We start from the raw sequence: 15,105 nt of genomic DNA on the forward strand, positions 1-15,105 counted from the left end.
AGCGTGATATTTATGAAGGCTGATAAGAGAACAAATAATGGTCTACAAAAAGGACAAAGAAGACAAAGGCTACATGAAGATCAAAACAATGTAGGAAATGAAAATGAACCATCATTTTTTGAGAATCATAATGGTGAACAATTGAAATAATTTATAAAGAAGCTGTTGTAAAGTAAATAACTATTTTACAATAGCTTCTTTGTTTTAGATAATTTTACTTATAGCTAAAACCATAAGTATTACCCCTGAAAGCCAGGATAAATTGATATTTGATTTTTCAACTAGTTTTTTACCAATAAAACTACCTACTATAACAGCAAGAAAACCTATTAAGAAACATAATAAAATGGTTTGTATATATCCACTACCTGCTAAACTACTACCAAATCCAACAGCTAAGCTATCAAATGAAAGGGCAATAGCAAGATAAAGGGATTCTTTAACTGATAATTCTTTTGATTTATCAAGGTCAGCCTTTGTTTCATCAGCATAGACTTGTAATATAAAATTAAAGTCAAATAATCTAAAGGTAAAGGATTTTTCTTTATTTAAGTGCTTTTGAATATAGGTTTTAAATAAGCTTTCGAATAATCTATATATACCTAAAATCATTAGTATGGAGAAGCTTAAGGCTATAGGAAGTGTTCCAGGTAAAAAGTCTTTTATTAATCCACCAACAAATAATGATATTCCTAAAATTACAGAACCAACAATACTAATGACCATAGAGGAAAGGATAGGGATTTTTATTTTATTGCTTCCATATGCCATACTAGCAACAAAAGCATCTATACAAATTGAAGAAACTAATAATAATGATTCTATCATAGATATACCTCGACAAATTTCTAGTTATTAGTATATATATGAATAAAATATTACTTTAGTTACAAGAAGAACTCCCTAATTTTTAGGGAGTTCTGTAGTTAATGTATATGGAGTTATGTTATTTTGCTTAATCCAATCGCTCCAAGTTGTTTTAAAATTATCATTATTTTCTTTGGTATATCTATAGAAGTTTCTTAGGAATAAAACTCTTTTACTTTCATCTCCTGGTTTAAATAAATTAAATCCACCTAATAGACACTGTCTTTTTATAATATCATCTAAACTTACATTTTTTGAATTTTTCATCATATCAAAGAGTGACATAAAGGTTGTTGTTCTTCCAATACCTTCTTTACAATGAAAGTGAAGCCAATAATTATCAGGTAAATGCGTAACGAACTTTACAAATTGATCTACCGATTCATCAGTAGGTCTATCACCATCAGTTACCGCTATTCTTAAATATCTTACATTATTTGATGAAACTAGTTTACTTTCGTTTTCAACAACTGTTGGTATTAATGTATGCTTCCCATTGTCTAAAGTAATAGATTTACCAAAAGGTATTTCAGTTAATTGCTTAGCTTCCTTAGTTATAACTTCTTTATAATTAAGACCAGCATTAGCTTTATCCCCAGGACCATACCAACTTACAGCATTACCATTAATAAATCCATGTGATTCTTGTCTTAAATCTATATCCCAAAATTCATTTTTTGTATTAATATTCTTTTTTAAGTTTAAGAATGAGAGTGAAGTAAATTGAGAACTACCTGATATATTTAAGTTTTCAAGTCCTGTAGTGTTTCCACCACCTTTTACAACATTAGATAAATCAGTAGTTTTTCTAAAGTTATGTGGAAGTGAGTCTGTATTTTCAAAGTCAAGTGATAAACAGCTTTGTTCCACTTCCAGGGCAGAAATAGATAATGGCGATAATAAAGAAAATATTAGAATTGAAGATATAATCTTTAAATATTTTTTCATAATAATTTCTCACTTTCTATTTATAAAATCTATAGTTAGTATTCCATAACATGTGAAAAATTATGATATAATTACATAGAATGTTAAGGTTAATGAATAAACGGAGGATGGAAATTGATGTACAAGATTATAGCATTAGATATGGATGGAACTTTATTAAATGATGATAAGATTATTACAGAGGTGACTAAAAAAGCACTTCAATCAGCAAGGGATAAAGGGGTAAAGGTTGTACTAGCTTCTGGAAGACCTATAGATGGCTTAAGAAGATATTTAGAGGAATTAGGGTTAGTAGATGATAATGAATATGTATTAAGCTACAATGGATGTTTAGTTCAAGAAACTAAGAGTGAAAAAATAATTTCTGAAAAAGGATTAAAAGGAAGAGATCTTCACTATATTTATAATTTTGCAAGGGAGTTTGGTGTTAATATACATGCCTTTTCTCCAACAAGAGGGTTAATAACTCCTAAAAATAGTAAGTATACTGAAGTAGAAGCTGAGATTAATAAGATAGATATAAATATATGTGACTTTGATGAAATATCAGAAGATGAAAGCATTATAAAAATAATGCTTATAGATGAACCAGATGTATTAGATAAGGCAATAGCAAAACTTCCAAAAGAAGTGGGAGAAAAATATAATTTAGCAAAGAGCACTCCGTATTTCTTTGAAATAATAAATAAAGAGTCTAATAAAGGGTTAGGTTTAAAAGCATTAGCAGATTATTTAAATGTTGATAAAGATGAAATAATAGCTGTAGGGGATGCGGGAAATGATTTAGATATGATTGAGTTTGCAGGGCTTGGAGTAGCTATGGAAAATGGGCATAGTAATGTAAAGGAAGCGGCAAACTATATAACAAAGAGCAATAACGAAGACGGTGTTGCTGAAGTTGTTAAGAAATTTATTCTAAAATAGAATAGTAAGAGGTGACAAGGTGCCTAATAATTATGGTAATCTACAAAAGATTTATAATGGTAAAAGAAAATATGGTATAACACCACATATTCCTGGAGGATTTATTCTACCTGAAACTTTAGAGAAAATAGCAAGGGTTGCTAAAAAATACAATGGAGTAATAAAGATAACATCAGGTCAAAGAATATTGATAACAAACCTTGAAGAAAAAGATTTAGAGAATATATGGAATGAACTAGGAATGGAACCAGCAGTTAAGGAACAGAATTCTGTTAAAAATGTAGAGATATGTCCAGCAGGATTTTGTAAAAGGTCTAAGTTTAATACTATAGGAACTGGAATGAAGCTATTAAATAAATATCAATGGATGAGTATGCCTTGTAGAAGTAAGATAGGTGTAGCAGGTTGTAGAAATGCCTGTGGAGGTGTCTATAGCAAAGATGTAGGGGTAATAGCTGATAGAGATGGATTCATAGTTACAGCTGGAGGTTCAGCAGGTTATAATCCTAGGATAGCGGATATAATAGTAGATAAAGTTGATGAAAAGAGAGCTTTAGAAATAGTAGACAATATATTTAACTATTATATAGAAAATGCAGAAATGGGAGAGAAGTTAGGCTTTTTTATTGATAGAATAGGAATAGAAGAATTTAAGAAAAGTGTTTTGATATAGAACTGGAGAGAAATATGATTAAGAGAATTACTTTAAAGAGGAAAGATGGTAAGATAATACAAGGAATATTAAAGAAGCTTGATGAATCATATATTAATAAGATTATGAAGTTTCAAGATGAAATTGTTGAAGGACTAGAGAATAAAGAATTATATTTTCCAAGTAAAGAGGAAGAATTCTTAGAGTTTATATCTAATAAAGGAAATATAGTTGGATGTGTTACTGAAGATGACGATCTTATAGCTATAGGTGTATATTGCAAATTAGGCTATGATGAGAATAACTACGGCTATGATATTGGAATTAATGGAGAGGAACTATTAAAAGTAGGGCAAATTGAATCAACATTAGTAAAAGAAAGCTTTAGAGGAAACAAGCTACAGAAGATAATATGTGAGTTACTAGAAGATATTGCAAAAGAAAATGGCACCTTAATTATGAGTGCCACTGCTTCGCCATATAATCCTTATAGTGTAAATACATTTTTAGATTTAGGATATGAAATAGCTAAAGATAAAATTAAGTATGGTGGATTAAGAAGATATGTATTGGTGAAGAGATTTAGTTAGATGGAGATGATAAAGTGAGTAATATGAAAGATCCAAAATTTAAATCTAATTTGTTATTAGCCACTTATGTAGTTGTACTAGCCTTTATATTTATAAATATTAAATCTGTAGGAAACGTATTTGGTTCTACAATGGCAATGTTAAAGCCATTTTTAATAGCTATATGTATAGCTTTTGTACTTAATATACCAATGAAGTTTTACGAAGAGAAGGTTTTAGATAAGATTATAAAGCAACCTAAAAAGCGTAGACCTTTGGCAATAATATTAACTATTATTACAATAATAGCAATTGTTGTTGGGTTAGTACTATTTATAATTCCTCAACTTGTAGAAAGTGGGGCAACTTTAGTAAAGAACATACCTGATTATGTTAAAACACTAGAAATGTTTATATCAGAACATTTTAGTACAACTGAAGTTTTTGATGAACTTTGGAATCAGGTTTTATCTATGGGAGAAAATATAATAAAAGTCGTTGGACAGGTTACAGGAAGTCTTGTTAGTCAATTAGTTGATATTACTGTTGGTGTGACATCAACAATAATAAACTTCTTTATGGGAATATTAATAGCTATATATATTCTTTTAAGTAAAGAGAAGTTAGGAATACAAGCAAAGAAAATGCTTTATGCATTTTTTGATAGGGGGAAGGCAGATAAAGTTATGGAGGTAGCTAGTATATCTCATAATAAATTTTCTAAGTTTATAACAGGTCAATGTATTGAGGCTGTTATATTAGGTGGATTATGTTTTATTGGAATGACTATCTTTAGTATGCCATATGCCTTACTTGTAAGTACAATAATAGGTGTAACAGCATTAGTGCCTATATTTGGAGCATTAATAGGTACAATACCTGCTGCATTTATAATTTTCATGGTTGAACCAATGACAGCAGTATGGTTCGTAATTCTTATAGTGGTAATCCAACAAATAGAAGGAAACTTGATTTATCCTATGGTTGTTGGAAATTCTATTGGATTATCTGCAATTTGGGTATTACTTGCTATTACAGTAGGTGGAAGTACATTTGGTATTTTAGGTATATTAATAGGAATTCCTTTATTTGGAGTGTTGTATACTTTACTTTCAACTATAACTAATAGTAAGTTAAAGGAAAAGAACATAAAGGTGGAAGACATAGATTAGGTAAAAGGTACTAGGTATAAGGTACGAGGTAAGAAGAGTAATAGAGAGACTCTGCAGTTTTTGCAGGGTTTCTTTTTTTGCTGTAGGAAAGTATAAAATTTTAATTAGTTATATAGATTAATTATTTCTGGAAACAATAGTATTGAAATGTTTTTAGGAGGGATAGTATGAAAAAAGATAGGTATATGGTTAAGTTTATACTAGTATTAATAGGAGCATCTTTAATATTATATTTAATTAATTATGCTATTTTTAAAGATTTACACCATATAGGAATGTTTTTCACAGAAGATTTAGCTTTTATTCCAATTGAAGTATTAGTAACTGTATTAATTATTGAAAGAGCATTAGAAAAAAGGGAAAAGAAGCATAAATTACAAAAGATAAATCTATTAATTGAAATATTCTTTGAAGAAGTGGGAAACCAATTGTTGAGTACTATTGCAAAAAGAGACAATGGCTGTGATGAATTGTGCTCTGTTATACCTAAGATAGGGAATAGTATTGTAAATGATTTTAATAGTTTAAAGGAAAGAGTCGAAAAGTATAGTTGTAAATTAAATTTGAATGAAGAAGATATAGAGGATATTTATATTAATTTAAATGATAATAAAGAAATTCTATTTAGATTTATAGAGAATCCATACTTAGATGAACATGATATTTTTACAGATTTATTGCAGGCAGCAGTACATTTACATAGTGAGATAAAGCTTAGAAAAAGCAAGGGGGATTTAACAAATGAAGATATATCTCATTTAAACAGCGATATTTTAAGGTTATATAAATATTTAACTAAGGAATGGATAGTTTATATGAAATATATTGAAAAAGAATATCCATTCCTATATAGTTTTGCTTTAAAGAACATACCTTTTAAGCAATGTTAGTTAAATAATTCTTTAATTTTATCAAGATTTTCTATAGCCATTTTATAGCCGTTATTATATCCATCTCTTAATTTATTAACATCCTTTTCAAAACTTTCAATAGATTGCTCTAAGGTAGGTCGTATGATTACGGCTTTTCCTTGGGCTTCTAATTCCTCACAAAAACGAATAGTTTCATTATAATGGTTATGTCTAGTTAATAAAGGCTCTTTTAAATTTGGATATTTCTTTCTAAATAGCTTTGAAACTATAATATTACCCTTACTAAGGTCTTTTCTATATTCTTTTGGCCTTGTAAGTATTATTAAATGTTTTTCATTACCATCATCAATAGCTTTCTTTATGGGAACAGGGTCACATATACCCCCATCATAGTAATAACTATCATTAATTTTGATGGCAGGAAAGAATAATGGGATAGCACAGGTGGCTCTTAAAATTGAACAATTATCATCTAATTCTTTTCCATCAAAGTATTCAGTCTTACCAGTTATGGCGTTAGTTACCCCAACTAATATTTTTCCTTCATATTTTTGATAAGTTTCCATATCAAAAGGAGATAGTTTATTTGGAATTTCGCCATAAACAAAATCTAGTCCAAAAAGGCTTTTGCATTTTAGGAAATTTCTTAGTCCTAAATATCGTTTATCATTCCTATATGTCATAAGTATATCTAGATTTCTTTTCTTTTGTTTTGATATATATGATACCCCATTTGTAATACCAGCAGAAACTCCAATGCAATAAGGAAACATAATATTATTATCTAGTAAAGCGTCCATTACTCCTGCACTAAATATAGGTCTAAAGGTACCACCTTCCAAAATTAAACTTGGCATAACTCCTCCTTAAGTGTAAAAAAATTCAATACAGGAATTATATACTTTTTTTAACAGTAAATCAATGTGTGAGCAAAATAAAAGCTATCTAGGTAAACTAGATAGCTGTAAAATTATTCAAAAACTATTTCTTTAAAGAATTGAGGTACATGGAATGCAGGTTCTGGAACTGTGATGTCTGCCCATGTTCCAAAGTGAGGAGTAGTTGTTTTGTCTCCACACTTAGTAAAGTTTCCTTTTATAACTTTACCTGATTTAGCTTCAAAACTTGGGAAAAAGACCTTTATAAAATCAAAAGGTATTTTATATTCTATAGTCCAAGGTTTAAAGTTATCAAAGTCGTTAATGTTTTCATCATTAACATCTGCTTTTATTTCAAAATAATTAGGATTTATATAGTCCATATTATGTCTTACTGGTGGCTTGTAATCTAATTGAAGTAAAAGGTTTCCCCTAGCAGTTATTTCAAAGTTAAAATATCTTTTATCCTTTTCAGGTTCAGGTAAGAAAAAGAATTCTACACAACTATCATACCAAGAAGGGCCATTAAATTCTTTAACTTCAATTCTAACTTTTTCTTCAGAAGAGGTAAATTTTACTCTTATTTCTTCATTTGTGTAGCAAAGTTGAACTTTGGTTTTAGGCATATATCCAGTAGTGTCCCATGGATAGTTATTAATATTGATAGCTTCAATATTATCCCAAGTGCTTGGACCAAAATTTTCTGAATTAACCTTTTTAATAACGTACATAAAAACAATCCCCCTAAAATCACCAAAATAAAATTGTATTATAAGGAAATTATACCAATAAAATAAATATAATAATAGTGTTTATGTAAAGCTAAGTTAATTAATTGGTTAATAGTGAAAAGTTGAATCAATATTTAGGAACAATATGTTGAAACCCTTATAACAATTCACTATTAACGCAAGTTTTATTGGGCTATATCTATAAAGTCAAATTTCTTAACATCAAATATTCCTTTATCAGTAATCTTTATATCTGGAATTACAGGTAAAGATAAAAATGACAGAGTTAAGAATGGGTTGAAGTTGATTGTTGGAGCTACCTTTTTTATAGAATTATGAAGTTCTTCTAAATCATTCATTATTGAATTAATAGGGCGGTCAGTAATTAACCCACCAATTTCTAACTTTATAGAAGAAAGTACTTTACCATCTTCAACAACAATAATTCCTCCACCAATTTCCTTTAGTTTCTCAGTTGCAAATAGCATGTCCGAATCATTTGTTCCAACTACTATTAAGTTGTGAGAATCATGAGCTATAGTAGTTGCAATAGCTCCACTTTTTAATTCCATTCCATTAATAATTCCAACTCCTACATTTCCAGTTCCTTTATGACGTTCTATAACAGCAACTTTAAGTAGGTCTTTTTCTATATCAGTAATAAATTTATTACTTGGAGAAGAAATAGGTTCTCTTAAATGTATTGTTTCTAGTTTGTTTGGAATTACTTTAATTACATTAATAATGGATTTGTTATATAGTGTAATATCTAGCTTGTCCTTTGAAAGATCCTTTATATTTAAACTATTTGTTGTTTCAATTTTAGGGGTAGGTATATTATTTTCAACAAGGATACCATTATCCACAACAAGTTGTCCATCTTTGTAAACTGATTGAATTTGGAAGTTTTCTAAATTGTTTAGAATAATAAAATCTGCTTTATAGCCAGGAGCAATAGCACCTAAGTCATTCAGTTTATAACATTCAGCAGAATTTAATGATGCCATCTGAATAGCTGTTTCTGGATTTAAACCAGCCTTTATTGCATATCTAATAGAACTATCAATAGAACCATTTAATATTAAGTCATCTATGTGTCTATCATCAGTGCAGAAGCAAAGTCTTCTACTGTTTTTTATTGAAGCAACCTTTATTAATTCCTTTAAATTTTTAGCTACAGTACCTTCGCGAATTAGTACATACATTCCGCGTCTAATTCTATCAGTTACTTCTTCTTTTAGATGACATTCGTGGTCAGTTCTTATATTTGCAGTACAATAAGCATTAAGTGCTTCCGTATTTAATCCAGCACCATGGCCATCTATTCTAAGGTTAAGATTTTTTGCATCATATATTTTATTAATCATGTCTTCTTCACAATTAATTACAGAAGGGAAGTCCATAACTTCTGCTAATCCTAATACTTGAGCATTAGAATAGAGATTAGAAAGATCATTACTTGTTAAAATTGCACCTGAATTTTCAAAAGAAGTTGCAGGCACACAAGAAGGAAGCATAAAGAAAAAGTTAAATGGAAGTCCTTCGCTTAATTTAAGCATAAGTTTAATTCCATCTAATCCAAGAACGTTTGCTATTTCATGTGGATCAGCAATTAATGAAGTCACACCATGAAGAAGAGCAGCTTTGCAATATTCAGCTGGAGTGGTTAGGGAAGATTCAATATGAGCATGAGCATCTATTAAACCAGGGCATATATACTTTCCTGTACCATCGATAATTTCATTTCCATGGTAGTTTCCAATTCCAACAATATACCCATTTTTAATCCCTACATCTGAAATGAAGGTTTCTTGTCCAAAGACATCAATTATAGATATGTTTTTTATTACTAAATCACAAGGGATACTTTTATTTGCCCCCTTTATTTGTTCAATAAAATTAAATTTGTTCATATAATCCACCTCTGTTAATTTTATTCAACCCATGAGGCATATATACTTAATTAGCCTAGTAATACTATTTACGGTAGTATTGTAGATACGCTCAAACCATATTATTGAGCTTATAGGTTGATATTGTGTCTCATTATAATTACAGAGATGGATTATGTCAAAGGTAAAATTATACTTATATTAGTTTAATGCAAACAGGGGATGGTACCTCTATGCTTCCAACATGATTAATTAATCTACCAGTATCTTCGGAAATTTCAAAAATAACCAAAGAAGAGGAATCTTGATTTGTAATAAGTATATATTTGCCGTCCGCACTTATAGCAAAATCTCTAGGGCAAGATCCAAAAGTAGGTTTATGCTCTACTAATGATAAGGATCCAGTTACATTATCTATTTTAAAGCAAGCTATTGAGTTATTTCCTCTATCTGAAGTGTAAATAAATTTGCCATTTGGATGAATATGTATAGCAGCGCCAGATTTAACCCCAGTATATTTGTTTGGTAGTGTTGAAAGTATATTTATTAGCTTTAAATGCCCCTTATTATATTGAAATGAGGCTATTTCAGAAGATAATTCAGTTAATACATAGACAAATTTACCATTTGGATGAAATGCTAAATGTCTAGGTCCACAACCCTTACTAAATTTTACTCTTAAATCTTCTCTTTCAATAAAATCATTTTCTTTAACCTCATAAAGATTAATATAATCTTGCCCTAGGTCCACTGTTAAAAGAAAGTTTTCCTCTGGGTCAAGGTCAGCATAATGAATATGAGGGGTATTATTGGTATGAGTTAATGTCTTTATAGTTTTACCTATTCTGTGACCATCTTCAATTGGATAGATATTAACTTTATTATGGTGATAGTTTGCAGTAAAAATTAAGCCTTGTTTATTAGAAAAATTAATATAGCAAGGTGGATTTTCCGTTTCAAGAACAGAATTTATTCTTTCAAGAGATAGGTTTTCTTTTATTCTGAAAGAAGTTACCCCTCCTAAATCCTTATCTTTAGAAACTGAATATAAAATATTATTTTCCTTATCTATAGCTAGATAAGATGGTTTTTCGATTTCATAAGCTAAAGCATGTGTTTTAAAGACTTTGTTTTCACAATCAAATTCAAAGTTATAGATTCCTCTACTATCCGTATTTGTATAAGTTCCAATAAAACCTTTTAAAATAGTTTTATCCATGCAATCACCTCCAAATATTTCCATATTATTATATCATAAAAGGAAATAATTTGTATAACCACTTCTTGGAAGATATAATGGTTTTATGATGGTAGTAATTATATCAAAGAAATAAAAAGGGGGATGACATTATGCCATTAAAAATTAATAGGGAGTTACCAGCTTACAAGGTATTAAGTGGGGAAAATATCTTTGTAATGAATGATGAAAGGGCAGAAACACAAGATATAAGACCTTTAAAAATAGCAATTTTAAATTTAATGCCTAAGAAAATTCAAGCTGAGAATCAATTATTAAGATATTTATCAAATACTCCATTGCAAGTTGAAATTAAGTTGCTACAAACTAAAAGTTATACTTCTCACAATACGCCGTTAGAGCATTTAAATAAGTTTTATAGCTATTTTGATGAGGTTGTAAATGAGAAGTTTGATGGATTAATAATTACAGGTGCACCTGTTGAACAAATGGAATTTGAAGATGTTGCATATTGGGATGAATTAAAGGAAATAATGGAGTGGAGTAAAAGTAATGTTTATTCAACTTTACACATATGTTGGGGAGCTCAAGCAGGGTTGTATTACCATTATGGAGTACCAAAGTATCCATTAGGAAATAAGATGTTTGGGGTTTTTGCTCATAGGGTGTTAAAGGAAAATGTTGAATTAACAAGGGGACTTGATGATACCTTTTTTGCACCTCATTCAAGGCATACAGAAATAAAGAGCAAGGATATAGAAAAGGTTAAGGAATTAGAAATACTTTCAGAATCTGATGATGCGGGAGTATTTATTGTTTCTACAAGTGACTACAGAAAGGTATTTATTACAGGACATTTAGAGTATGATAGAGAAACCCTAAAAGATGAATATTTTAGGGATAAAGAAAAGGGATTAGAAATTTGTATTCCTGAAAATTATTTTCCAAATGATGATACAACTTTAGAGCCAGCTATGTCTTGGAGGGGAAGTGCACACATAGTATTTGCAAATTGGTTAAATTATTGTGTATATCAAAACACACCATTTAATATTAATGATATTAGAAATGATTAAAGAGGAATAATTATGAAGTATTTTCAAGAGGTAAAGTGCATACGATTAGCTAATAATAAATTGAAAATAACATGGGACGAACCTAAAAATTCCCTTGTAAAAATATATTTAGAAAATGATGATGAGGAACTATTAATAGAAAGAATTAAGAATAGTAATGAAGTTATACTTACAGATCCAGATAATAAAAGAAGATCATTATTTCTTTTAAAATCTGATGGATACAATTCTGAATTAGTTGGAGAAGCAATACTCCCATTTGTAGGAGTACATCATTGTAGAGATATAGGTGGATATAGAACTAAAGATGGTAGAAGAGTTAAATGGAGCACATTTTATAGGTCAGATAAATTATCAGATTTAACAGAAGATGATATTGAATATTTTAAAGCTTTAGGTATAAAAACAATCTTAGACTTAAGGTCTAAGGGAGAGGTGCTATCTTCACCTGATCCTAATATTGAAGGTATTAAATATATAAATATTTCTGGTATGTCCGAGTTAGATAATAATAAGGGGAACTTTGATATGATGTCTATTTTTAATCAAAATTATTTAGAGAATTTTGATGGAAAGAAATTTCTTATGGATGGGTATAGAAGTGCAGTTTTTAATAACCTTGCCTATAAGGAATTAATAGATTGTATGGAAAATGAAGAAAGAATGCCTATTTTATTTCATTGCACTGCCGGAAAAGATAGAACTGGATTTGCGTCTGCACTTATCTTATTAATTCTTGGAGTTCCAGAAGAAACAGTAATTAAGGATTATTTATTAAGTAATGAATATAGAAAGAGTAAAAATGAAGAAATAATTAAATCTATAAAAATGATATCTAATAATCCTAAACATTTTGAGTTATTAAATATGATGCTAGAAGTAAGAAGAGAATATATAGAAGCATCCTTTAAAGAAATAAGGGATAAATATGAAAACATAGATAAGTACTTAGAGGTAGAATATGGGTTGAGTAAAACTAAGAGAAGAGAATTAAAGAAAAGATATCTTTATTAGAATATTGTTACAATAAAAAATAAAATTTGACAAATTTAAATAAAAATATTGTAATCACTCGGAATTTTAATATATAATTTTGAATTATACTAAAGAAAAATGGAGTGGATTACGTGGAACAGAAGAGAGAAAAATTTTCTTCTAGTCTTACTGTGTTTTTTGCTACCTTAAGTTCAGCTGTAGGTTTGGGAAATATATGGATGTTTCCATATGTAGTAGGTCAAAATGGAGGAGCAGTTTTTATAATTGTTTACTTAGGGTGTGTATTATTGATTGGGTTACCAACATTAATAAGCGAATTCGTAGTAGGTAGAGGAACAAGAAAAAATGTCTGTGGAGCTATATCAAAAGTCACAGATAAGAGAAGATTTAAATCAATAGGATATATAGCAGTGCTATCAACATCTTGTATGCTGTTTTTTTATACAGTAGTTGCAGGATGGGTGTATTCATATGTTTTTAAAGCCTTATTTGGTGTGCTTAAAGGAGTTACAGCAGAAGAGGCAGCACAAATATTTAATAGTACAAGCTTAGGTCCTATTTCGCCAATTATATGGCAACTTATAGTTTTAGTAGTTGCAGGATCTATATTAGGCTTGGGAGTTAAAAGTGGTATAGAAAAGTTAACTAAAGTACTTATGCCAATATTAATGGGCTTATTAATACTATGTGTATTAACAAGTTTAACTCTTCCAGGTGCATATAGTGGTATAGAATTTTTATTAAAGCCGGATTTTTCTAAGGTAACAGTAGGTGTAATTTTATCAGCCTTAGGGTTAGCTTTCTTTAAGTTGTCTGTAGGTACAGGTACTATGGTAACATACGGTAGTTATTTTACTGAAGATAATGATTTAATAGGAACAGCAGGAAAGGTTGCTATAGCTGATACTGGAGTATCATTGCTTGCAGGACTTGCTATTTTCCCAGCAGTTTTTTCTTTTGGACTAGCTCCAACTGAAGGACCAGGATTATTATTTAATACCGTACCATTAATATTTGCAAAAATGCCAGGAGGAAGTATCTTATCAATAATATTCTTTGGATTAACAGCAATGGCGGCAACTATGGCAACTATATCCTTATTAGAGGTTCTTATAGCTTTATTTACTGAAGAATTAAAGATTTCAAGAAAAAAATCTATAATAATAAATATTTCAATTATTGTTTTAATTGGTTCACTAGCTGCATTATCAGCTAATCCAGATGGAGTTTTAGCACATATAAAGATTTTTGGGTTTACAATATTTGATTCATTTGACAAGTTTGTTTCTAATATATTATTACCTATAAATGGATTGCTAGTGATACTTCTTTTAGGATATGGACTATCAAAAGACTTTATAATAGAACAGTTAACTAATAAGGGGACATTAAAGAATCAAAAAGTAGTTAGTTTATTGATGTTTATAATAAAGTATGTTACACCTATTCTAATATTAATAGTATTTGTTAAAAGTTTCGTTTAACAAATGTGTAAGATATTGTATAATAAAGAAAAGTCCATAGTAGGGCTTTTCTTTATTTATGCTTTATTGTGGAAGTAGGAGAGATAAAATGGGTTATAAGATATTAATTTGTGATGATGAAAAAGAAATATTAGAATTAATAGAGCTATACCTAGGAAAAGAAGGGTATAGTGTTGTAAAAGCAAACGATGGACAAGAAGCCCTTGAAAAAGTAAAAAACGATACTGATTTTGATTTGGCAATTGTAGATATAATGATGCCACGTGTAGATGGGTATAGGGTGATTAAAGAGATAAGAAAACTATACAATATCCCAATAATAATGTTATCAGCCAAGAATCAAGATTCTGACAAAATATTGGGCCTAGATTTAGGGGCAGATGATTATATTACAAAACCATTTAATCCTTTAGAATTAGTAGCTAGAGTTAATGCTCAGATAAGAAGGGTATATAAATTAAGCGCTAAAGAGAATGCTTGTCTTAAGATAGTTATAGGAGATATAGAATTAGATACATATAATGTAAAACTTATAGTTAGAGGAAAAGAAGTAGAAGTAACGTCTATAGAGTATGGAATATTAAAGTACTTAATGGAGAACGCAGGGCGAATATTAACAAAGAATCAAATTTTCGAAGCAGTGTGGAACGAAGCCTTCTTAAGTGGTGATAATACTATAATGGTGCATATTAGTAGACTTAGGGATAAGATAGAGGAAGACTCTAGAAATCCTGTATATTTAAAGACTGTTAGGGGTCTTGGATATAAGTTTGAAAAAAGGTAAAGTACTATGAAAAAAAGAAATGATAAACTCTTAATTTCTTTATTTAAAAATTATATTACATT

16 protein-coding genes and 1 riboswitch are annotated in these 15,105 nt (G+C 29.4%); of the genes, 10 read left to right on the forward strand and 6 right to left on the reverse strand.

Features of this window, described 5'->3' with window-relative positions:
- Positions 1–12: 12 nt before the first annotated feature.
- Complete coding sequence (locus tag I4V16_RS12375; protein WP_165438815.1) at positions 13–150, forward strand: clostri-philic family protein; 138 nt, start codon at positions 13–15, stop codon at positions 148–150.
- Between the two features lie 54 nt (positions 151–204).
- Here I4V16_RS12375 and ytaF read toward each other — a convergent pair whose 3' ends face one another.
- Positions 205–828 (reverse strand): sporulation membrane protein YtaF, encoded by a 624-nt coding sequence (ytaF, locus tag I4V16_RS12380; RefSeq protein ID WP_049177088.1) that lies wholly within the window; start codon positions 826–828, stop codon positions 205–207.
- A 75-nt stretch (positions 829–903) separates the two neighbouring features.
- Complete coding sequence (locus I4V16_RS12385) at positions 904–1,815, reverse strand: hypothetical protein (protein WP_053089702.1); 912 nt, start codon at positions 1,813–1,815, stop codon at positions 904–906.
- Between the two features lie 117 nt (positions 1,816–1,932).
- Here I4V16_RS12385 and yidA point away from each other — a divergent pair, with 117 nt between their 5' ends.
- From yidA to I4V16_RS12410, 5 genes are all read left to right on the forward strand, one after another.
- The gene (gene yidA / locus I4V16_RS12390; protein WP_049177087.1) at positions 1,933–2,739 is read left to right on the forward strand and encodes a sugar-phosphatase; all 807 of its coding nucleotides are present in this window, start codon (positions 1,933–1,935) and stop codon (positions 2,737–2,739) included.
- A gap of 19 nt (positions 2,740–2,758) precedes the next feature.
- Positions 2,759–3,412 carry a nitrite reductase gene (locus I4V16_RS12395; RefSeq protein WP_049177086.1) on the forward strand — a complete coding sequence of 218 codons (654 nt, stop codon included), beginning with the start codon at positions 2,759–2,761 and terminating at the stop codon, positions 3,410–3,412.
- A gap of 14 nt (positions 3,413–3,426) precedes the next feature.
- Positions 3,427–3,981 (forward strand): GNAT family N-acetyltransferase, encoded by a 555-nt coding sequence (locus I4V16_RS12400; RefSeq protein WP_049177085.1) that lies wholly within the window; start codon positions 3,427–3,429, stop codon positions 3,979–3,981.
- Between the two features lie 23 nt (positions 3,982–4,004).
- Positions 4,005–5,132: an AI-2E family transporter gene (locus I4V16_RS12405; protein ID WP_195542158.1), complete on the forward strand. Its 1,128-nt coding sequence runs from the start codon at positions 4,005–4,007 to the stop codon at positions 5,130–5,132.
- A 167-nt stretch (positions 5,133–5,299) separates the two neighbouring features.
- Positions 5,300–6,022, forward strand: a complete 723-nt coding sequence (locus I4V16_RS12410) for a hypothetical protein (RefSeq protein WP_049177083.1) — start codon at positions 5,300–5,302, stop codon at positions 6,020–6,022.
- Here I4V16_RS12410 and I4V16_RS12415 read toward each other — a convergent pair.
- The 4 genes from I4V16_RS12415 to I4V16_RS12430 form a co-directional block, all read right to left on the reverse strand.
- A complete protein-coding gene (locus I4V16_RS12415; protein ID WP_049177082.1) occupies positions 6,019–6,861 on the reverse strand; it encodes a patatin family protein in 843 nt (280 codons plus the stop codon). The genes I4V16_RS12410 and I4V16_RS12415 overlap by 4 nt on opposite strands.
- 113 nt (positions 6,862–6,974) lie before the next feature.
- Positions 6,975–7,613, reverse strand: coding sequence for a carbohydrate-binding family 9-like protein (locus I4V16_RS12420; RefSeq protein ID WP_195542152.1), 639 nt, complete (start codon positions 7,611–7,613; stop codon positions 6,975–6,977).
- 185 nt (positions 7,614–7,798) lie between these two features.
- On the reverse strand, positions 7,799–9,526 hold the full coding sequence (ade, locus tag I4V16_RS12425; protein WP_195542153.1) for an adenine deaminase: 1,728 nt from the start codon (positions 9,524–9,526) through the stop codon (positions 7,799–7,801).
- A 36-nt stretch (positions 9,527–9,562) separates the two neighbouring features.
- A riboswitch (purine riboswitch) is annotated at positions 9,563–9,664 on the reverse strand.
- A 37-nt stretch (positions 9,665–9,701) separates the two neighbouring features.
- Positions 9,702–10,724, reverse strand: coding sequence for a lactonase family protein (locus tag I4V16_RS12430; RefSeq protein ID WP_195542154.1), 1,023 nt, complete (start codon positions 10,722–10,724; stop codon positions 9,702–9,704).
- A gap of 131 nt (positions 10,725–10,855) precedes the next feature.
- On the opposite strand from I4V16_RS12430, the gene metA reads away from it, so the two are divergent.
- From metA to I4V16_RS12450, 4 genes are all read left to right on the forward strand, one after another.
- The gene (gene metA / locus I4V16_RS12435; RefSeq protein WP_195542155.1) at positions 10,856–11,779 is read left to right on the forward strand and encodes a homoserine O-succinyltransferase; all 924 of its coding nucleotides are present in this window, start codon (positions 10,856–10,858) and stop codon (positions 11,777–11,779) included.
- Between the two features lie 12 nt (positions 11,780–11,791).
- A complete protein-coding gene (locus I4V16_RS12440; RefSeq protein ID WP_195542156.1) occupies positions 11,792–12,793 on the forward strand; it encodes a tyrosine-protein phosphatase in 1,002 nt (333 codons plus the stop codon).
- A gap of 113 nt (positions 12,794–12,906) precedes the next feature.
- A complete protein-coding gene (locus I4V16_RS12445) occupies positions 12,907–14,259 on the forward strand; it encodes a sodium-dependent transporter (RefSeq protein ID WP_195963393.1) in 1,353 nt (450 codons plus the stop codon).
- Between the two features lie 88 nt (positions 14,260–14,347).
- On the forward strand, positions 14,348–15,043 hold the full coding sequence (locus tag I4V16_RS12450; RefSeq protein WP_049177075.1) for a response regulator transcription factor: 696 nt from the start codon (positions 14,348–14,350) through the stop codon (positions 15,041–15,043).
- Positions 15,044–15,105: the final 62 nt, after the last annotated feature.

Source organism: Clostridium sp. 1001283B150210_160208_E6, assembly GCF_015669365.1.
GTDB classification, from domain to species: domain Bacteria; phylum Bacillota; class Clostridia; order Clostridiales; family Clostridiaceae; genus Clostridium; species Clostridium paraputrificum.